Here is an 18,590-nt window from a genome sequence, read left to right as displayed (position 1 = left end):
AGCATCAATTGCGAAGGGGTTTCCCGGTTTCAATCGTGTGCTCGACCCGCGCCATGGTGCCCGGCGTCCTGACCAGGCGCATGAAGGCGGCGCGCTCCATCTTCAGAATGTCGTCTTCGCTCATGGCCTCGGTGAAGTCGGCCTTGGGGCCGCCGGTCAGCACCTCGGCCAGCTCGCTCGCCACCACCATGTCGTGCTCGGTGGCGACGCCCTTGGCGTAGAGATCGCGCAGGGCAAAGGCCAGCGAGGCCTTGCCGGAGGGCCCGGGCAGGAACAACTCGGCCGGTTCCGGCGGCCGGTAGCCTTCGACCAGATCCAGCGCTTTCTGCTTGGCGTCGGCCAGCAGGCGCTCGCGGTTGAAGGTGATGTGGTCGCTGCCGCGCAGGAAGCCCAGCTCCTTGGCCTCGTAGGCCGACTTCGCCACCTTGGCCAGGCCGATGGTCTCGAAAGCGGCGGCCACCGGCGGCATGGGCCCCTTGGGGCGCTTGGGATCATGGGCGTAGCGGGCCAGCAGCTCCTTGCAGCCACCCCAGGCCGGCACCACGCCGACGCCGGCCTCGACCAGGCCGATGTAGCTTTCGGCATGGGCCTGCACGGCGTCGGAGGCCAGCAGGATCTCGCAGCCGCCGCCCAGCGCCAGGCCCGAAGGCGCGGCCACCACCGGGAAGGGCGCGCGCTTCAGGGCGGTGTAGACCTTCTGGCCCTCGGCCACCATGTCCTCGATCATCGGCCAGGCGCCGACGTTGGCGGCGAACATGGCAAGACCCAGGTTGGCTCCGGCGGAGAAGTGCGAGCCTTCGTTGTAGATGACCAGCGCCTTATAGCCCTTCGGCACGATCTCGATGGCCTTGGCCATGATCTTGAACACCTCGGGGTCCATGGTGTTCATCTTGGTGTGGACTTCCAGGCAGACGACACCGTCGCCGATGTCCCAGAGGGAAGCCGAGCCGTTCCTGGCCAGAGGCTCGCCCTTCAGCTTCACGTCGGAGAGCAGCAGCACGCCCTCGGCACGCTCCACATCGGCGTAGTCGCCGGCGACGGTGAGGTACTGCTGGCGGCCGTCCTTCACCCGGTAGAAGCCCTCGGCGGCCGCGGCCTTTTCCAGCAGTTCCGGTATCGGACGGCCCTCTTCCTTCAGGCGCGCGGCGACGTAGTCCACGCCGATCCTGTCGAGCAGCTCGAAGGGGCCGAATTTCCAGTTGTAGCCCGTGCGCAGGGCGCGATCGACCGAGGGCACGTCGTCGGCGATCTCCGGCAGCAGCGAGGCGGCGTAGCTCAGCACCTGGGACATCACCGCCCAGGCAAGCTGCCCGCCCTTGTCGGCGTGCTCGACCAGTGCCCTGGGGCCGCCCTTGCGCGCGGCGGAGACGGAACTCAACGACACCTTGGCCGCCGGCGCGTAGTCGCCGGTCGCGAGGTCGACGGCTTCCTTCACCTTGCCGCCGCCCTCCCGGTTCAGGCGGTAGAAGCCGCCCTTGCCCTTACGGCCGGTGTAGCCCTCGGCGATCAGCTTTTCCAGCAGCGGGAAGGGCCGGCGCAGAGCGTGGTAGGCGTCGTCCTTGGCCAGGGTCGCGGCCATGGAAGCGTCGACCTTGGGCATGAGGTCGAGACCCACCAGGTCCAGGAGCGCGAAGACGCCGGTCTTGGGAACGCCCAGCGGGCGGCCCAGAACGGCGTCGGCCTCCTCCACCGTCACGCCGCGGTCCAGGGTCTCCACCACCGCGCACTGCAGCCAGAAGGTGCCGATGCGGTTGGCGACGAAGCCCGGCGTGTCGTGGCAGTGAACGATGGCCTTGCCCAGCACGCGGTCGCCGAAGGCGGCGATCTCCGCCACCGCCTCGGGCCGCGTCCTCTCGCCGGCCACCAGTTCCAGCAGCGGCATGTAGCGCGGCGGATTGAAGAAGTGGGTGATGAGGAAGTCGGCGCAGAAGCGTTCCGGCATGCCCTCGGTCAGCAGCTTCAGCGGCAGGGTCGAGGTGTTGGAGGAGACGATGGCGCCGTCCTTGCGGACCTCTTCCAGGCGGCGGTAGAGATCGCGCTTGACCTCCGGGTCTTCCAGCACCGCCTCGATGATCCAGTCGCAGTCGGCCAGCCTGTCGAAGTCGTCTTCCAGGTTGCCGGGCGTCACCAGCTTGGCGGCGCGCTTCCACATGAAGGGTGCCGGGTCGGCCTTCAACTGCTTTGCGACGGCGCCCTCGGCCAGCGCGCTGCGGTTCTCCGCACCTTCCGGCACGATGTCGAGCAGCAGCACCGGAACGCCGGCATTGGCGAGATGCGCGGCGATGCCGGCGCCCATGACGCCGGCGCCGATCACCGCAGCCTGTTGAATGGGCATCAGGCGGCCTCCAGGATGGTGGCGATGCCCTGGCCGCCGCCGATGCACTGGGTCGAGAGCGCGAACTGCTTGCCCTCGCGCTGCAGCAGCGCCGCCGCCTTGCCGGTGATGCGCGCGCCGGTGGCGCCCAGCGGATGGCCCAGCGCGATGGCGCCGCCGTCCAGGTTGGTCTTCTCCAGGTCCAGGCCCAGTTCGTCGGCGCAGGCCAGGGCCTGGGCGGCGAAGGCCTCGTTCAGTTCGACGATGTCGATGTCGCCCACCGAAAGCCCGGCGCGCTCCAGCGCCTTCCTGGTGGCGGCCACCGGGCCGATGCCCATGACCTCGGGGTCGCAGCCGGCGACGGCGATGGACTTCACCCGGGCCAGCGGCCTCAGGCCGTGCGCCTTGGCGTAGTCCTCCGAAGTCACCAGCACCGCCGAGGCGCCGTCGGTCAGCGGCGAGGAAGTCGCCGCGGTGACGCTGCCGTCGGTGGCGAAGGCGGGCTTCAGTTCGCCCAGGGCCTCCATCGAGGTGTCGGGGCGGATGCAGCCGTCGGCCTCCACGGCCGCGCCGTTCACCTGCACCGGCACGATCTCGTCGGCGAGCTTGCCTTCGTTGCGCGCCACGGCGGCCCGGCGGTGGCTGAGCACCGCCAGCTCCTCCTGGCGGGCGCGGGTGATCTGGTGGCGCCGCGCCACGTTCTCCGCCGTCTCGCCCATGGAGATGTAGGCGGCGGGGAAGCGCTCGGCGAGGCCGGGGTTGAGCAGCGGGTTGAAACCGGCCATGGGCACGCGGCTCATGGACTCGATGCCCGCGCAGATGAAGGCCTCGCCGGCGTTCATCTGGATGTTGCCGGCGGCCATGTGGATGGCCTGCATGGAGGAGCCGCAGAAACGGTTCACCGTGGTGCCGGCGACCGAGATCGGCAGCTCGGCCAGAAAACCGATGAGCCGCGCCACGTTCAGGCCCTGCTCGCCCTCGGGAAAGGCGCAGCCGACGATGAGGTCTTCGATGTCCTTGGGCTCGACGCCGGTCCTTTCAAGCAGGCCGCGCACCACCTGCGCCGCCATCTCGTCGGGGCGCAGCTTCACCATCTCGCCCTTGTGGGCGAAGGTGAAGGGTGAGCGGGCATAGCCGGCGATCACAACGTTCTTTTCCATCGTCTAAAGACCTTTCGTCTCTTCCAGCGGCGGCGATTCGCCCGCCGGACCCTGTTCATTCTGCTCTTGTCCCGCGTGCTTGGCACGCTCTTCGTCGTGCTTCGCGCGCTCGTGAGCAATCAGTTCCTTTTTCGACAGCTTGCCGATCATGGTCTTGGGCAGCTCTTCGCGGAACTCCACCTCGCGCGGCATCTCCATGGGCGACAGCTTGTCGGCGAGGAAAGCGCGCAGATCTTCCTCGTTCAGCGTCTCGCCCTCCTTCAGGCGCACGAAGGCCTTGGGGACCTCGCCGCGGTACTCGTCGGGCTTGGCGCAGCAGATGACCTCGGCCACCGCGGGATGGCGGTGGATGGCTTCCTCGACGTGGCGCGGATAGACCTTGTAACCGCCGGAGACGATGACCTCCTTAAGGCGGTCGATGAGGTAGGTGTAGCCGTCCTCGTCCATGTAGCCGACGTCGCCGGTGTGCAGCCAGCCGTGGCGCAGGGTCTCGGCGGAGGCCTCCGGACGCTGCCAGTAGCCGGCCATGACCTGCGGGCCGCGCAGGCAGATCTCGCCGCGTTCGCCCAGCGGCACCTCCTGGTCCCGGTTGTCCAGGGAGCGGATGACCACCTCCGTGCCCGGCAGCGGCAGGCCGATGGAGCCGACCTTGGTGGAACCGGCGATGGGGTTGCAGGTGACCACGGGCGAGGCCTCCGAAAGGCCGTAACCTTCGAAGAGGCGCCCGCCGGTCAGGTTCTCGAAGCCCTCGTGCACCGGAGCCGGCAGGCCGGCGCCGCCGGAGATGCAGACCTCGATGCAGGAGAGGTCGTAACGCTCCAGCTTCGGGTAGTGCAGGATGGCGTTGAACAGCGTCGGCACGCCGGGGAAGAAGGTGGGCCGGCGGCGCGCGATGGTCTGCAGCAGCGTTTTGATCTCGAAGCGCGGCATCAGGATGATCTCGCCCGCGAGCCGGATGCCCAGGTGCATGTTCACCGTCATGGCGAAGACGTGGAACAGCGGCAGCACCGCCAGCACCCTTTGCGTGCCGGGCTCGACGCCGATGAACCAGGTGTGGAGCTGGCTGACGTTGGCGGAGATCGAGCCGTGGGTCAGCATGGCGCCCTTGGGCAGACCGGTGGTGCCGCCGGTGTACTGCAGCACCGCCACGTCGCCGATGCCGACCTCGGCGGGCGTGAAGTCGCCGTCGTTGTCGATCAGCCTCGAAAAGCGCAGGTAGCGGTCGTCGCCGGCGGGCGGCCTGGCCAGCTCGCCGCGCTTGGCGACGGCGAAGAGCTGGCGCGTGGGAAAGCGCAGGATGTCGCCCATGGCGCCGACGATGATCTTCTTCAGCGCGCACTTCTTCCGGGTGTCGGGGGCCAGCGCCGAGGTCAGCTTGGGCAGCAGCAGCTTCAGGTCCATGGTGACGGCGAACTCGGCGCCGGAATCGGCCAGCAGCTCGTGGACTTCCTCCTCCGCGTAGAGCGGGTTCACGTTGACCACGATGCCGCCCAGCTTCATCACCGCGAAGTAGGCGACCACGTAGTAGGGAGTGTTGGGCAGGAAGAGCGCGACGCGCGTGCCCTTGGCGACGCCCAGGTCCTGCAGGCCCTTGGCGGTGCGGGCGACCAGGTCACCGACCTGGGCATAGGAATAGGACCGGCCGAGGAAATCCAGGCAGGGACGTTCGCCGAAGGCCGCCACGGCGCGGTCGAGCGCCAGGGCCAGCGGTTCCTGCAGAACCGGCTCATCCCAGGCGATGCCCGCCGGATAGCTGCGGTCCCAGGGGCGCGCGCCCTGCGCCGCCCGCGGGTGGTGGGCATCCCAAAGGTCGGTTTCGGGACCCAGGGTCATCTTCCAACCTCGCACCTAGTCGCCCCCGCAAGACCCCTGCTTCGGGGCAGCCCGCCGGGGGTGCAGCAGGCTACCGGGTCCTAACGCGAGGGTAGCGCCGAACTCCCTTACGATCGGTAAGGATCGGGCGCTTAGGTTAAGCAGCCGTTAACCATTAAGGTCGGCACTTTTTCGGGCGCTTTCAAGGGAGAGCGCACCCCGCCCCCCATGTCATCTGTGGAATATTCAGGGCCGCAGGACGGCGGCCCCCTGCAGGCGCCCCCGGCGCAGGTCGTCGAGGGCCCGGTTGGCCTCGGCCAGGGGGTAGTCACGGACATGGGTCTTCACCGGCACCTTGGGGGCCAGCGCCAGGAATTCCTCGGCATCACGCCGGGTCAGGTTGGCGACCGAGCGGATCTGCCGCTCCTCCCAGAGGATGCGGTAGGGAAAGCTCGGGATGTCGCTCATGTGGATGCCGGCGCAGACCACGGTGCCGCCGCGCGCCGTGCGCCTCAGCGCCTCGGGCACCAGGGCCCCGACAGGGGCGAAGATGATGGCGGCGTCCAGCTCTTCCGGCGGCGCCTCGCCGGAAGCTCCGGCCCAGGTGGCGCCGAGGCCGCGGGCGAAGGCCTGGGCCTCGTCGTCGCCGGGGCGGGTAAAACCGTAGACCTCCCGCCCCTCCCAGAGGGCGACCTGGATCATGATGTGGGCCGCCGCGCCGAAGCCGTAGACGCCCAGGCGCTTGGCCTCGCCGGCCATGCGGTAGGCGCGGTGGCCGATGAGTCCGGCGCAGAGCAGCGGCGCCGCCTCGCAATCGCTGTAGCCTTCCGGCAGGGCGAAGCTGTAGCGCGCGTCGGCAATGCAGTAGTCGGCATAGCCGCCGTCGATCTGGTAGCCGGTGTAGCGCGCCGCCCCGCAGAGGTTCTCGCGCCCCGAGGTGCAGTAGCCACAGGCGCCGCAGGAAAAGCCGAGCCAGGGCACGCCGACCCGCCGGCCCAGAGCAAAGGTCTCGACTCCCTCGCCCAGGGCGTCCACCGTCCCGACGATCTCGTGACCCGGCACGATGGGCAGCTTGGGGTCCGGCAGCTCGCCGTCGACCACGTGCAGGTCGGTGCGGCAGACCCCGCAGGCCGCCACCTTCACGCGGATCTGCCCGGGACCCGGTTCCGGGCGCGGCAGATCGGCGGCCTCAAGCCTTCCGGCCGCCTTTTCCCGCAGGACCATCGCGTGCATGCTATGATCGTCCGCCATGGCCGCAGCATAGCCAGACGGCGGCCGAGGCGCTAATGATGCAGATCATGCCCCCTACAACCCCGTGACCTACCGCGAGACCAGCCCATGACCGAAATCCTGCCGGAAGTCAGCGACGGCGAACTGCGCAAGATCGAGATGCCCGGCGACAAGACCTTCACGCTGACCATCGAGACCCATGACAAGGATACCTGCACGCTGAAGCTCGAAGGCGTCGAGCATCTGCGCTGCAATAACCTGCTGCTGGGCAACGTCATCTTCGACGTCCAGAAAATCGAGGCGCCGAACCTCAGCGACCTGGCCCGCGTCACCTCGATGGAAAACGCGGTCTCGGAAAAAGGCCGGGATTATCTCAGCGATCTGCGCGCGGCCGTACAGAAGGGTGAACTGACCTTCCTGCGTCTGGAATCGTCCTACGGCTGTCACCTGGACGCGCTCTGCCGCAGCTACACCACCGGCTGACTTCAAGGAACCACTGCAATGACATCCCCGACCGGCGCCGGCCTCACCATCCGCCTCAGCCCCAACGACAACGTGGTGGTGAGCCGCGCCGAGATCCTGGAAGGCACCGAAGTTCCGGGCGAAGGCGTCACCACGGCGAACCGCATTCCCACCGGCCACAAGGTCGCGACCCGCGCCATCGAGAAAGGCGCGCCGGTGGTGAAGTACGACCAGGTGATCGGCTTCGCCACCAAGGATATTGCGCCCGGAGAGCACGTCCACGTGCAGAACTGCGGCATGGGCGAGTTCGACCGCGACTATGCCTTCTGCGAGGGCGCGAAGCCGACCGAGATGGTGCCGGAGGGCGAGCGCGCCACCTTCCAGGGCTACCGCCGCGCCGACGGACGGGCGGGCACGCGCAACTACATCGGTATCCTGACCTCGGTGAACTGCTCGGCCACCGTGGCGCGCTACATCGCCGAGGCCTTCAACAGGACCGGCATCCTGGACGAGTTCCCCAACGTCGACGGCGTCTGCGCCTTCGTGCATTCCACCGGCTGCGGCATGGCCGACAGCGGCGACGGCTACGAGGCCCTGCAGCGCACCCTCTGGGGCTATGCCCGGCACCCCAACCTGGCCGGGGTGCTGATGGTGGGCCTCGGCTGCGAGGTGAACCAGATCCCCTTCCTGCTGGACGCCTACGGCCTCTCGACCGGCGAGCGCTTCCAGACCCTGACCATCCAGGAGACCGGCGGCACCCGGCGCACGGTCGACGAGGCCATCGAGCGCATCAAGGCCATGCTGCCGGCGGCCAACGCGGCGGTGCGCGAGACCCTGCCGGCCAGCGAGCTGACCCTGGCCCTGCAGTGCGGCGGGTCGGACGCCTATTCCGGCATCACCGCCAACCCGGCCCTGGGCCAGGCCGCCGACCTGCTGGTGCGCCACGGCGGCACCGCGATCCTCAGCGAGACGCCGGAGATCTACGGCGCCGAGCACCTGCTGACCCGCCGCGCCGTCAGCCGCGAGGTCGGCGAGAAGCTGATCGAGCGCATCCACTGGTGGGAGGACTACACCCGGCGCAACGGCGGCGAGATGAACAACAACCCCTCGCCCGGCAACAAGGCCGGCGGGCTCACCACCATCCTGGAGAAGTCGCTGGGCGCGGCGGCCAAGGGCGGCACCACCAACCTGGTCGGCGTCTACAAGTACGCCGAGCCGGTGACGGCCAAGGGCTTCGTCTTCATGGACTCGCCCGGCTACGACCCCTGCTCGGTGACCGGGCAGGTCGCCTCCGGCGCCAACGTGGTCTGCTTCACCACCGGGCGCGGCTCGGTCTTCGGCTTCAAGCCCTCGCCCTCCATCAAGCTGGCCACCAACAGCGCCATGTACGCCCGCCTGTCCGAAGACATGGACATCAACTGCGGTGGCATCGCCGAGGGCGACAGGACGATCGAGCAGGTCGGGCGCGAGATCTTCGAGAAGGTGCTGGAGATCGCCAGCGGCACACCCTCCAAGTCCGAGGCGCTGGGCTTCGGCGACGCCGAATTCATTCCCTGGCAGATCGGCGCGGTGATGTGAGCGAAGTCGCCGGAGAGCAGGAGCAACAGCAGGAGCCGGGGGCCGCGCGCGTCGCGGCCGGGGACCTGGACCGTTTCGTCCGCGCGGTGCTGGCCGCCGCCGGCGCCGACGAGGCCTCCGCCGAGGCGACCGCCCGTGCCCTGGTCGGTGCCTCGCTGCGCGGCGTCGACAGCCACGGCGTGCGCCTGCTGCCGCATTACGCCAAGGTGGTCGAGGGCGGCCGCGTGAAGGGCCGCCCCGAGATGCGTTTCGAAAAGACCGCGGCGGCGGCCGGGCGGCTGGACGCCGACCACGCCCTTGGCACCGCCGCCGGCTACCGCGCCATGGAAGAGGCCATGACGCTGGCCGCGGAGGCGGGGGTCGGCGCCGTCAGCGTTTCCAACTCCTCCCACTTCGCCGCCGCCGGCTGCTACACCCTGGCCGCCGCGGAAGCAGGCTACATCGGTCTCGCCACCTGCAACGCCACCAGCGCCGTTTTGGCGCACAGCGGGCGCGAGGGCTTTCACGGCACCAACCCCCTCAGCTTCGCCGCGCCGGTCGCGGGCGAGCGCCCCTACCTCATCGACATGGCCAGCAGCTCGATCCCAATGAACCGCATCCTGCAGTACCGCGCCCTCGACAGGGAGCTGCCGGCGGAGGTGGTGGTGGACGACGCGGGCCGCATGACCCGGGACCCCCACGCCGCCAAGTCGCTGCTGCCGCTGGGCGGCAGCGGCTACGGCTACAAGGGGGCGGCCCTGGCCGGCATGGTGGAGATCCTCTCCGCCGGCCTGAGCGGCATGTGTCTCAGCCACCAGATGGTGGAGATGTTCCAGCCCCCCTGGTCGGAGCCGCGCCGCCTCGGCCAGTTCTTCCTGGCCCTGAAGCCCTCGGCCTTCGTCGCCGAGGACATCTTCCAGGCCCAGCTGCGCGAATACCTCGACTCTTTGCGCGGCCAGGCGGCCCTGCCGGGCGAGCGCGTCATGGCCGCCGGCGACCGCGAGTGGGCGGTGGAGCGGGAACGCAGCGCCGACGGCATCCCCCTCGACGCGCCCAACTGGCGCATCTTCGGCGAGCTGGCGGCGGCCCGGAGTATAGAGCCCCTCTCGGCGCTTTAAGGGCACGGGGTCGTCAGGCCCCCTCGCCTATGGCAAGCTGCCGCCAAAGATCATCGTTCCCGGGGAGGAAGAAGGCATGGAATTGAAGCAGAAAGCGCAGAAGGCGGTCCTGAACATCGAGGAAATCGTCGGCGCCACGCTCTCGCCTGGCCAGAGAGAGGCCATCGACAAGATCATCGAGGAACTGGTGATCGAGGCCATGCGCGAGTGCGAAGCCTCCTACGGCCACGCCGCGCGCAACGTCTGCAGCGAAGACGAGGACATGGCCCATAAGATCGGCCGGGAGATCGAGCAGGCGCGCGAGGCGCTGATCGCCAACCTGGGCGGCCTGCGTTAGCGGCGCATCACTCCGCCGGCTTGGCGCAGGCGCCCTGCGCCAGCCCCCAGGAGCCCAAGGACGGCAGATTGGGCGCAGGGCCCAGGCCGCCGCCGGGCGCCGCGGCCGGAACGGCCGCCCTCCGGGCCTTGGAGGCCGTGAAGCGCTGCCAGGCCCGCTCGTGGAAGAAGAAGACCACCGTGTTCACCGCCGGCTCGATGAGGGCGACGCCGGTGGAGATCGCCACCGACCCGGTCAGGGCAAAGGTGACGGTGAAGCCGACGCTGAAGTGCAGCACGGCGAAACTCAGGGTTTTCACCAGATCCAGCCTCATCTCACGGTCTCCTCGGGTCGGTTCCAGGCCTCTTATATAGCTCAATTGCGAATGATTATCAATTAGGATAATTCTAAATCGCATACCGAAAGGGTATTTGTAGTCCGTTTGACAACCCGGCCCAAAGCCCGGGAAACTACGCTTTTCTGGACAGAAGGAACACCTCGGAGCAGTGGCCATGCCCCAGCCCACACCTGACATCGAAGCGGAGATCCGCTTTCTCCCCACCGAGGAAGGGGGCAAGAATATCCCCTGCCGCAGCGGCTATTTCCCAAACCACGACTTCGGACTGCCCGGCAGCCTGAACGACGCCCGCCACAGCTTTCCCGATGTCGAGGAGGTGCGGCCAGGCGATACGGTGAGGTCGGAAATGACCTTTCTGGCGCCCGAACTGCAGCGCGGGCGCCTCTATGAAGGTTTTGACTTCACTGTGCAGGAGGGCAACTGGATCGTTGGCTATGGGCGGGTGACCAAGGTGCTGAACCCGGACCTCCTGCAGCCCGTGGGCTAACGGCTCTCGCGCAAGAAGCTGCGCCTCCCCAACCCGCCTTGCCCCTTGAGCTCAGGCTACCATACTAGTATAGAACAACGTCGAAACGCCTGGCGCAGACCGGGCGGCGAGACACGGGAGACGACATTTCATGGCCGAGGCCCTGCGACTGCACGAAGACCGCCTCTTTCCGCCGGACCCCGCGATGCGGGCGGTGGCGCGGCGGCTCTACGACGAGATCAAGGACCTGCCCATCGTCTCCCCGCACGGCCATACCGAGCCGCGCTGGTTCGCCGACAACGCGCCCTTCGGCGACCCCGCCGAGCTCTTCATCATCCCCGACCACTACCTCTTCCGCATGCTCTACAGCCAGGGCGTGAAGCTGGAGGACCTGGGCATTCCGCGCGCCGACGGCGGGCCGGTGGAAACCGATGGGCGCAAGATCTGGCGCAGCTTCGCCGGGCACTATCATCTCTTCCGCGGCACACCCTCGCGGATGTGGTTCGACCACGCGCTCTCCGTGGTCTGCGGCATCGAGGAACGCCTGACGCCGGAAAGCGCCGACCGCATCTACGACCAGCTGAGCGCCCGCCTGGCCCAAGACGACATGCGCCCGCGCGCGCTCTTTGAACGCTTCGGCATCGAGGTGCTGGCGACCACGGAATCGCCGACCGACGACCTGGCCCACCACCAGGTGATCCGCGACAGCAACTGGAACGGCCGCGTGATCACCGCCTTCCGCCCCGACCCGGTGGTCGACCCGGACTTCGAGGGCTTCGAGGCAAACGTCGAACGCCTGGGCGAGATCACCGGGGAAGACACCGCCACCTGGGACGGCTACCTGGCCGCCCTGGCCCAGCGCCGCGCCTTCTTCGCCGAGATGGGCGCCACCTCCAGCGACCACGGCCATCCGACAGCGGCCACCGCCGACCTGGGCAGCATCGCCGCCGCGCAGCTCTTCGAGCGCATCCGCCGGGGCAAGAGCTCGGCCCAGGAGCACGAGCTGTTCCGCGCCCAGATCCTCACCGAGATGGCGCGCATGAGCCTGGACGACGGCCTGGTCATGCAGATCCATCCCGGCTCCTTCCGTAACCACAACGCCCGCCTCTTCGCGGACTTCGGGCGCAATGTCGGCGCCGACATGCCGCTGCCGACCGACTACGTCACCGGCCTGAAGCCGCTGCTCGACCGCTACGGCAACGAGCCCGGCCTCTCGATCATTCTCTTCACCCTGGACGAGACCAGCTACAGCCGGGAGCTGGCGCCCCTGGCGGGCCACTATCCCTGCCTGAGGATCGGTCCGGCCTGGTGGTTCTACGACAGCCCCGAGGGCATGCTGCGCTACCGCAGGGCGCTGACCGAGACCGCCGGCTTCTACAACACCGTCGGCTTCAACGACGACACCCGCGCCTTCCTCTCCATCCCGGCGCGCCACGACGTCGCCCGCCGCGTCGACTGCGCCTACCTGGCCGAGCTGGTCTGCACCCACCGCCTGGAGGAGGACGAGGCCCTGGAAGTCGCCCACGACCTGACCTACCGCCTGGTGAAGCAGGCCTATAAGCTGTAGCCCATGACAAAAAGATTGAGTGAAGCGACACGCGGCGCGCTGCCGCGCGAGGTGGCCCAACCGGCCTACGACCGCGCCGCCTGCGGCATCGGCATCGTGCACCTGGGCCTCGGCGCCTTTCACCGTGCCCACCAGGCGGTCTACACTGACGACATCCTTGCAAAGCACAGCGGGGACTGGGCGATCCACGGCGTCAGCCTGCGCGGCCCCGGCGTGCGCGACCAGCTCGCCCCGCAGGGCGGCCTCTACACGCTGGCCGAGCGCGGCCCCGAGGGCGAGGCGCTGCGCGTCATCGGCGCCGTCAAGGCCGTGACCTTCGCCGCCGAGTCGCCCGAGGCCCTGATCCAGCGCCTGGCCGCGCCGCAGACCCGCATCGTCTCCATCACCGTCACCGAGAAGGGCTACTGCCACGACCCGGCCAGCGGCAAGCTGCGCCCCGAGCATCCGGACATCACCCACGACCTGGCCAACCCGGGCCGGCCGCGCTCCCTGCCCGGCTTTCTGCTGGCGGGCCTGAGGGCGCGCAGGGCGGCGGGCGCGAAACCCTTCACCCTGCTGAGCTGCGACAACCTTCCGCACAACGGCCGCCTGCTGCGCGGCCTGATCCTGGAGCTGGCGGCGCTGGAGGACCCGGGCCTCGCCGCCTGGATCGAGGACGAGGCGCGCTTTCCCGCCACCATGATCGACCGTATCGTGCCGGCGACGACCGAGGCCGACCGCGCCCGGGCCGAAGAACGCCTCGGCCTGCGCGACGAGGGCCTGGTGGTGGCCGAGCCTTTCACCCAGTGGGTCATCGAAGAAGACTTTGCCGACGGCCGCCCGCCCTGGGAGGAGGCCGGTGCGGAGATGGTGCGCGACGTCGCGCCCTACGAGGAGATGAAGCTGCGGTTGCTGAACGGCAGCCACTCGCTGCTCGCCTACCTGGGCTACCTGGCCGGCTACGAGACCGTGGCCGACACCATGGCCGACGCCGACTTCCGCCGCCTGGCCAAGTGCTTCATGGACCGCGAGGCGGGGCCGACCCTCAAGCTGCCGGCCGGCGCCGACCTGGAAGGCTACAAGGCGGCCTTGATCGAGCGCTTCGCCAACCCGGGCCTGCAGCACCGCACCTGGCAGATCGCCATGGACGGCAGTCAGAAGCTGCCGCAGCGCCTGCTCGGCAGCCTCCGCCAGCGCCTCGACGACGGCGCGCCGATCGACATCCTGGCTTTGGCGGTGGCCGCCTGGATACGCTACGCCGGCGGCCAGGACGAGAGCGGCCGCGAGATCGACGTGCGCGACCCGCTGGCCGCGCGCCTCGGCGCCGTCTACGCAGCCGGCGCCGCGCCCGCCGGGATCGTCGAGGGCTTCCTGGGAATCTCCGAAGTCTTCGACGCAGAGCTGGCCGCCGACCCTCGGCTGCGCGCGGCCGTCACCGCGGCGTTGCAGTCCCTCGTCGACCACGGCAGCCGCGCCACCGTGGCCGCCGCGCTGCAAAGGCTGGAAGTCTAAGAGTCCTCGGCTGCGGGCAGCACGCGGATCGCCTCGGCCACCGCCAGGAAGAGATGATAGAGGCTGCTGGAGGGCATGCCCTCGCGGATCAGGTTGCCCTCGCGGTCGACCTGCTCGCGCCAGCGCGGATGGTCGAGCCCGGCAAAGGTGCGGAACAGGCCGCCCAGCAGCAGGCCAGCGCCCTCGGCCGCCGAGTCGTCCCCAAATCGTTCGTAAACAGCCAAGCAGGCCTTCACCGCCTCGGTCTGCGCCCAAAGTCTTTTGCTGCCGCCGCCCAGGACCCGGCCGGCGGGATCCAACTCCTCGTAGACCACGAAGGGCGCCGCGCCGGCGCGGTCGATGCCCTTGTCCCAGGCCCAGTCGAAGAGCGGACGCATAGCCGCCGCCGCGCGGTCGTCTTGCGCCAGCCCGGCGTAGCGGTGCAGCAGCCAGACCCATTCGAAGTGATGGCCGGGTTCGCGCCGCCGCCGGCCCCCAGGGCCTTCCGGCTGCGGGATCTCGCGCCAGTCGCGGTCGAAGTACTCAATGAGCTGGCCGGAAGTGGCATCGAAGAAATGCCGCTCGAAGAGGCCGAAGATGCGCTGCGCCTGCGCCAGCCACCGCTCGGCGCCGCTGGCCTCATAGAGCGCCAGGAAAGCTTCCAGCAGGTGCATATGCGGATTCTGGCGCCGCGGCAGCGGCAGGGCTTCGCCCGGCGCCACTTCCCACTCGGCATAGCCGTCGAAGGCGCCGTCGCGGGTCTGCCCCAGGTGCGCATCCAGGAATTCGATGGTCTGCTCGGCGCGCTTCAACACCCGCGCATCGCCGCCGGCGCGGTACAGCCAGGCCATGGCCAGCAGCATGAAGGCGTGGTCGTAGCTGTCTTTTGTCCGGTCCAGCGGCGGCCCGTCGCGGCGCAGGCGCTGAAACCAGCCGCCCGCCTCCCGGTCCCAGGCGTGGGCTTCAAGGAAGTCGAAGGCCTGCCGGGCGCGCGCCAGGCCGACGCCGCTGTAGCCGGCGTGGGCGGCGTGGGAAAAGACGTAGATCTGGCGCGCCTGCACCCGGACACGGGTGAAGTCCGCCGTGCTCGGCGTGCCGTCGGGCTCGAATTTCTCAACGAATGCGCCGTTTTCCGGGTCGAATCCGGTCTCGGCCCAGAACGGCAACAGCACCTGCGTCAGCCAGGGGTGCAAAGGCTCCACGGGGAAAGCTTCGGCCGCTTGTGACATTTTTTGGCGGAGCGGTTTCTGGCTGCAGACGGGGCGGGTTGGCGCCTCCATACTGCGATGCCCTTCACAAAGCAAGCTGTCAGCAACGCGCGGCGAGGGCCCGCGGCGGGCATTGCAGGAAATCTGCAACGAACGGTCAGTTGCATCCGCGAGGCCGGCGGGTACTATTGCGCAGGTTTAGTGGCCTTCATCCAGTGCTCCCAGGATGGAATGGGAGCATCAGGTGGGAAAACGGGTCCGCGTCTGCGGAGAGGTGCATTCTGGCTTCGCAAAGCGGTTCAACGGCTCGGCGGTCCTGTCTTCCCGGTTATGGGGGCGCGCGCCAAGCCGAAGCGGCATGAATGGGAATCATGACGGCCAACCAAAAGCTATCGGGCGGCACAGGCTACGCTCTCGAACGCATCGAGATCTTCCGCGATCTCGATCCGCGTGAGATCGAGCGCCTGACGCAGCGCGTGAACTGGCGGAACTACACGGCCAACCAGCAGATCATCGGCCACCAGGAAGGCTCCACCGACGTCTACTTCATGGTCTCCGGGACCGTGCGGGTGATCCTCTTCTCCAGCGCCGGCAAGGAAGTGGCCTTCCGGGACATCCACGCCGGCGAATGCTTCGGCGAGTTCGCGGCCATCGACGGCGCGCCGCGCTCGGCCAACGTCATCGCGCTCAGCGACGTCATGATCGGCTCGGTCTCGGCGGAGACCTTCCGCTCGATCCTGGAGGAGTTCCCGGCGGTCTCCATGGCCATGCTGACGAACCTGATCGGCACCGTCCGCTCCTTGAGCGAACGCATCTTCGAGTTCTCAACCCTGGCGGTGAAGAACCGGATCCATTCCGAGTTGCTGCGCCTGGCCCGCGAGAGCGAGCGTGACGGCAAGACCGCGCGCATCTCGCCGGCGCCGACCCACGCCGACATCGCCAGCCGCATCTCCACGCACCGCGAAGCGGTGACCCGCGAGCTGAACGACCTGACCAAGAGCGGCCTGATCTCGCGCGACGGCCGCACGCTGATCATCAGCGATATGGAAGAGCTGGAACGCCTGGTCCACGACGTGACCGGCGATTGAAGCGGCGCTTTTCGCAGCCCGACACCGGTGAAAAGGAGAAGCCCCGTCCGATGGGCGGCGGACGGGGCTTGGGCTCACCTTAGAAGGTCCGTCATCGTGGCTTGAGGGAGGACCTCCACAATGACGCGCCCAAGGTAGACGCCGTGGCCCCGCCGCTCTGTGGGATAAGTCACAAGGCGGCGCAGAAAACGCCCCTACCGATAGAAATTTGCGGTTTTCCGGGAAACATCACCGTCTGCAACCGGCTGCTTCGGGCCCGATCGGGACCGCCGGCTACCCCCTAGGTAGTACTATGCCTGTGCCAGGGAACGCGGAAGTGCAGCGTGCTAGGCTTCGACCAGCCAGGGTGCGGAACGGGCCGAGGATGGTCCAGGCGCCCGACTTTGAGGGTTCACCTTTGGTTGGAGGTCCTGTCCAGATGAACGATTCGCACGTCCGTGACTCCCAGGAAGAGGCCGCGCCGCGGCAGCGCCGCTGCGCCGTGGTGGCGGCCGGCATCGAGCCCGGCCCTCTTCTGGACGCCTTGCGCAGCGTGCCCAACACCCGCGTCGGAGACATCTGTATCTTTCCCTCCAACGGCCGGGGCGAGCCGGAGGCCGACTACCTTATCCTCGCCGCCAACGACGGCAGCCGCTTCCACGGCCTGGAGGACCAGATCGGGCGCTGGTCGGGCCAGCGCACGCGGGTGCTCCTGGCTGTGCCGGAATCAAAGTGCGCCATGCTGGGCGAACTGCCCGAGCGCGCCGACGGCCTGATCCTGCTGGACCGCGGCCTGAACTACCTGGAGGAAAGCCTGAAGCTGGCCGAGGACGGCTATTCGGTCATGCCAGCCGCCGGGAGCGGCAGCAGCGACAACAGCGTCTACCTGGAAATGCTGGCGCGCCTCAGCGACGGCGAGAAAGCCATCCTGGCCCTGCTGGCCGAGGGCGACAGCAACCGCAGCATCGCCGAAGCGCTGGAGGAGAGCGAAGCGCGGGTGAAGTCCATGGTCCGCGCCATTCTGATCAAGCTGGACTGCCGCAACAGGACCGAAGCGGCGGTGCTGGCCGCCACCGTCTTGCTGCCGCTGCTGGAGTCTCTGCAGCAGGACGGCGCCAGAAGCGTCAAAGACAAAGGCAACGGCAAGGATCACGACGGCGGCGTCTGGGACTAAGCGCTGAACGCCGCGGCAGCCCGCGGGGCCCCAGACATCGGCGCGCCGAACCCGAAGAGGCCAGCGCGCCCCGAGAGAGCAAGAGAACGAAGATGGGCCAGGTTCGCCTAGCCCATCATCTGCGACATCACCACTTCCTTGGACGCCGGCGCGGAGACCGGGGCTTGCTCGGACTTGCCGAAAGGCAGGCCGGGAGCCAGGCCGTGGTTCAGCGCCCAGATCGCCGCCTGGGTCCGGTTGCCCGCCTTGATCTTGCGCAGCAGGCTCTTCATGTGGACCTTCACCGTAGCTTCGGTGATGTCCAGACGGTTGGCGATCACCTTGTTGGCGTCACCGTTGACCAGGCAACGCAGGATCTCCAGCTCGCGGTCCGACAGACCGTAGTTCTCGATGCTCTTGCCGTTGACCGACTGCACCCCGGCGGCCCCGTTGATGAGCGCGGCGGCAAGGTCGGTCGGCATGACCTTCTGACCCAGCATGGCCAGCTTCAGGGAGTGGATCAGCGCTTCCAGCGAGATGTCCTTCAACAGGAAGGCCGCGGCCCCCGCATTGAGACAGCCCGCCAGGGTGCGCGGATCGCGCTCGTCAGTCAGCACGACGACCGGCGTCTCGGGCAGATCTTCGCGCAGCTGGCGCAGATCCTCGACCACCTCGGAGAGTTCGTCGCGCAGTTCGATGAGGATGAGTTCCGGCGCGTCTTCGGCCTCCTCCATCGCGCCGACGCAGAGCGCCTCGCCGCAGACGTTGAAGGAACTGCCGCGCAGTAAGCTCTTCAGCCCTTCCAGGAACAGCCGGTTTCGGCCGATCAGCAGTGTGTTCACTTCAGACATGGTATTTGCTCTCCCTTCCCCTTTAGGCGCCACCAACCCCTTGGCGTCAACCTCCGACAGGCCGGATCCCCAGCGTTCGCCCAGGGGGCAAAGGAATCCGCGTGTCGCTGATAGGAGAAGGCTACGCTGCGACCGGTGGAGGGTCTGTGCGGATTACCACATAAGAGAGAGCTTGGATTTTTCACATTACGGCCAAGCATTTAGCCCGAAAATCCCGGCAAATGGCCCTCGATTCTCCCGCAAAAGCCCTCAAGAATTCCGGCCCGGCGCCCGATATCTCACAGCCTGAAAGCCTCAGTCCCACATCCGCCAATGTTTCAATTGTTTCAGGACCCGCGCCGCAAAGGCGCGGCAAGGGCGCTCCGCCGCCTTCCGGCCGGCGGCCGCAACTAGCTGAAATCTATAGATTTCCGCCGCCGGGAAGCGGAAACGTCGTGGCGCGGCCGGGGGCCGCGCAGCCCGCGGCGGGGCGCGAACAATT

16 protein-coding genes are annotated in these 18,590 nt (G+C 68.3%); 9 read left to right on the top strand and 7 right to left on the bottom strand.

The genetic code is table 11. The features are described 5' to 3' along the window. Nucleotides 1-4: 4 nt before the first annotated feature. The 4 genes from H7X47_RS15270 to H7X47_RS15255 all read right to left on the bottom strand — a co-directional run bounded on the left by H7X47_RS15270 (nucleotide 5) and on the right by H7X47_RS15255 (nucleotide 6,519). A complete protein-coding gene (locus H7X47_RS15270) occupies nucleotides 5-2,335 on the bottom strand; it encodes a 3-hydroxyacyl-CoA dehydrogenase/enoyl-CoA hydratase family protein (protein ID WP_193369576.1) in 2,331 nt (776 codons plus the stop codon). Continuing rightward, the gene (locus H7X47_RS15265) at nucleotides 2,335-3,474 is read right to left on the bottom strand and encodes a thiolase family protein (RefSeq protein WP_193369575.1); all 1,140 of its coding nucleotides are present in this window, start codon (nucleotides 3,472-3,474) and stop codon (nucleotides 2,335-2,337) included. The genes H7X47_RS15270 and H7X47_RS15265 overlap by 1 nt, the downstream gene beginning before the upstream one ends. A 3-nt stretch (nucleotides 3,475-3,477) precedes the next feature. Further along, complete coding sequence (locus H7X47_RS15260) at nucleotides 3,478-5,307, bottom strand: long-chain-fatty-acid--CoA ligase (RefSeq protein WP_193369574.1); 1,830 nt, start codon at nucleotides 5,305-5,307, stop codon at nucleotides 3,478-3,480. Nucleotides 5,308-5,532: 225 nt separating this feature from the next. Next, complete coding sequence (locus H7X47_RS15255; protein WP_193369573.1) at nucleotides 5,533-6,519, bottom strand: zinc-dependent alcohol dehydrogenase family protein; 987 nt, start codon at nucleotides 6,517-6,519, stop codon at nucleotides 5,533-5,535. A 105-nt stretch (nucleotides 6,520-6,624) separates the two neighbouring features. Between H7X47_RS15255 and H7X47_RS15250 the strand changes: the two genes are divergently transcribed. From H7X47_RS15250 to H7X47_RS15235, 4 genes are all read left to right on the top strand, one after another. Next, complete coding sequence (locus H7X47_RS15250) at nucleotides 6,625-6,999, top strand: hypothetical protein (protein WP_193369572.1); 375 nt, start codon at nucleotides 6,625-6,627, stop codon at nucleotides 6,997-6,999. 18 nt (nucleotides 7,000-7,017) lie between these two features. Next, the gene (locus tag H7X47_RS15245; RefSeq protein ID WP_193369571.1) at nucleotides 7,018-8,556 is read left to right on the top strand and encodes a UxaA family hydrolase; all 1,539 of its coding nucleotides are present in this window, start codon (nucleotides 7,018-7,020) and stop codon (nucleotides 8,554-8,556) included. Then, nucleotides 8,553-9,653 carry an Ldh family oxidoreductase gene (locus tag H7X47_RS15240; RefSeq protein WP_193369570.1) on the top strand — a complete coding sequence of 367 codons (1,101 nt, stop codon included), beginning with the start codon at nucleotides 8,553-8,555 and terminating at the stop codon, nucleotides 9,651-9,653. Before H7X47_RS15245 ends, H7X47_RS15240 begins: the two co-directional genes overlap by 4 nt. Before the next feature lie 76 nt (nucleotides 9,654-9,729). Beyond that, nucleotides 9,730-9,990 (top strand): hypothetical protein, encoded by a 261-nt coding sequence (locus H7X47_RS15235; protein ID WP_193369569.1) that lies wholly within the window; start codon nucleotides 9,730-9,732, stop codon nucleotides 9,988-9,990. A 7-nt stretch (nucleotides 9,991-9,997) separates the two neighbouring features. On the opposite strand, the gene H7X47_RS15230 is transcribed toward H7X47_RS15235, so the two are convergent. Further along, the gene (locus H7X47_RS15230) at nucleotides 9,998-10,303 is read right to left on the bottom strand and encodes a DUF2061 domain-containing protein (protein ID WP_227010520.1); all 306 of its coding nucleotides are present in this window, start codon (nucleotides 10,301-10,303) and stop codon (nucleotides 9,998-10,000) included. 178 nt (nucleotides 10,304-10,481) lie between these two features. Here H7X47_RS15230 and H7X47_RS15225 point away from each other — a divergent pair, with 178 nt between their 5' ends. The 3 genes from H7X47_RS15225 (at nucleotide 10,482) to H7X47_RS15215 (ending at nucleotide 13,851) form a co-directional block, all read left to right on the top strand. Continuing rightward, complete coding sequence (locus H7X47_RS15225; protein WP_193369568.1) at nucleotides 10,482-10,814, top strand: elongation factor Tu; 333 nt, start codon at nucleotides 10,482-10,484, stop codon at nucleotides 10,812-10,814. A 130-nt stretch (nucleotides 10,815-10,944) separates the two neighbouring features. After that, nucleotides 10,945-12,360 carry a glucuronate isomerase gene (gene uxaC, locus H7X47_RS15220; protein WP_193369567.1) on the top strand — a complete coding sequence of 472 codons (1,416 nt, stop codon included), beginning with the start codon at nucleotides 10,945-10,947 and terminating at the stop codon, nucleotides 12,358-12,360. 15 nt (nucleotides 12,361-12,375) lie between these two features. Continuing rightward, on the top strand, nucleotides 12,376-13,851 hold the full coding sequence (locus H7X47_RS15215) for a mannitol dehydrogenase family protein (RefSeq protein ID WP_319633616.1): 1,476 nt from the start codon (nucleotides 12,376-12,378) through the stop codon (nucleotides 13,849-13,851). Here H7X47_RS15215 and H7X47_RS15210 read toward each other — a convergent pair. Continuing rightward, complete coding sequence (locus H7X47_RS15210) at nucleotides 13,848-15,059, bottom strand: AGE family epimerase/isomerase (RefSeq protein WP_193369565.1); 1,212 nt, start codon at nucleotides 15,057-15,059, stop codon at nucleotides 13,848-13,850. The genes H7X47_RS15215 and H7X47_RS15210 overlap by 4 nt on opposite strands. Nucleotides 15,060-15,409: 350 nt before the next feature. On the opposite strand from H7X47_RS15210, the gene H7X47_RS15205 reads away from it, so the two are divergent. Together H7X47_RS15205 and H7X47_RS15200 are read left to right on the top strand one after the other, a co-directional pair. After that, nucleotides 15,410-16,126 carry a Crp/Fnr family transcriptional regulator gene (locus tag H7X47_RS15205; RefSeq protein WP_193369564.1) on the top strand — a complete coding sequence of 239 codons (717 nt, stop codon included), beginning with the start codon at nucleotides 15,410-15,412 and terminating at the stop codon, nucleotides 16,124-16,126. A 418-nt stretch (nucleotides 16,127-16,544) separates the two neighbouring features. Continuing rightward, the gene (locus H7X47_RS15200; protein WP_193369563.1) at nucleotides 16,545-17,279 is read left to right on the top strand and encodes a helix-turn-helix transcriptional regulator; all 735 of its coding nucleotides are present in this window, start codon (nucleotides 16,545-16,547) and stop codon (nucleotides 17,277-17,279) included. A 107-nt stretch (nucleotides 17,280-17,386) separates the two neighbouring features. Here H7X47_RS15200 and H7X47_RS15195 read toward each other — a convergent pair whose 3' ends face one another. Then, nucleotides 17,387-18,109, bottom strand: coding sequence for a LuxR C-terminal-related transcriptional regulator (locus tag H7X47_RS15195; protein WP_193369562.1), 723 nt, complete (start codon nucleotides 18,107-18,109; stop codon nucleotides 17,387-17,389). Between the last annotated feature and the right edge of the window lie 481 nt (nucleotides 18,110-18,590).

This window comes from Pelagibius marinus (genome assembly GCF_014925385.1).
GTDB lineage: Bacteria > Pseudomonadota > Alphaproteobacteria > Kiloniellales > Kiloniellaceae > Pelagibius > Pelagibius marinus.
Note: the sequence above shows the minus strand (reverse complement) of the source record. Positions and strands in the feature narration are given on the sequence as shown.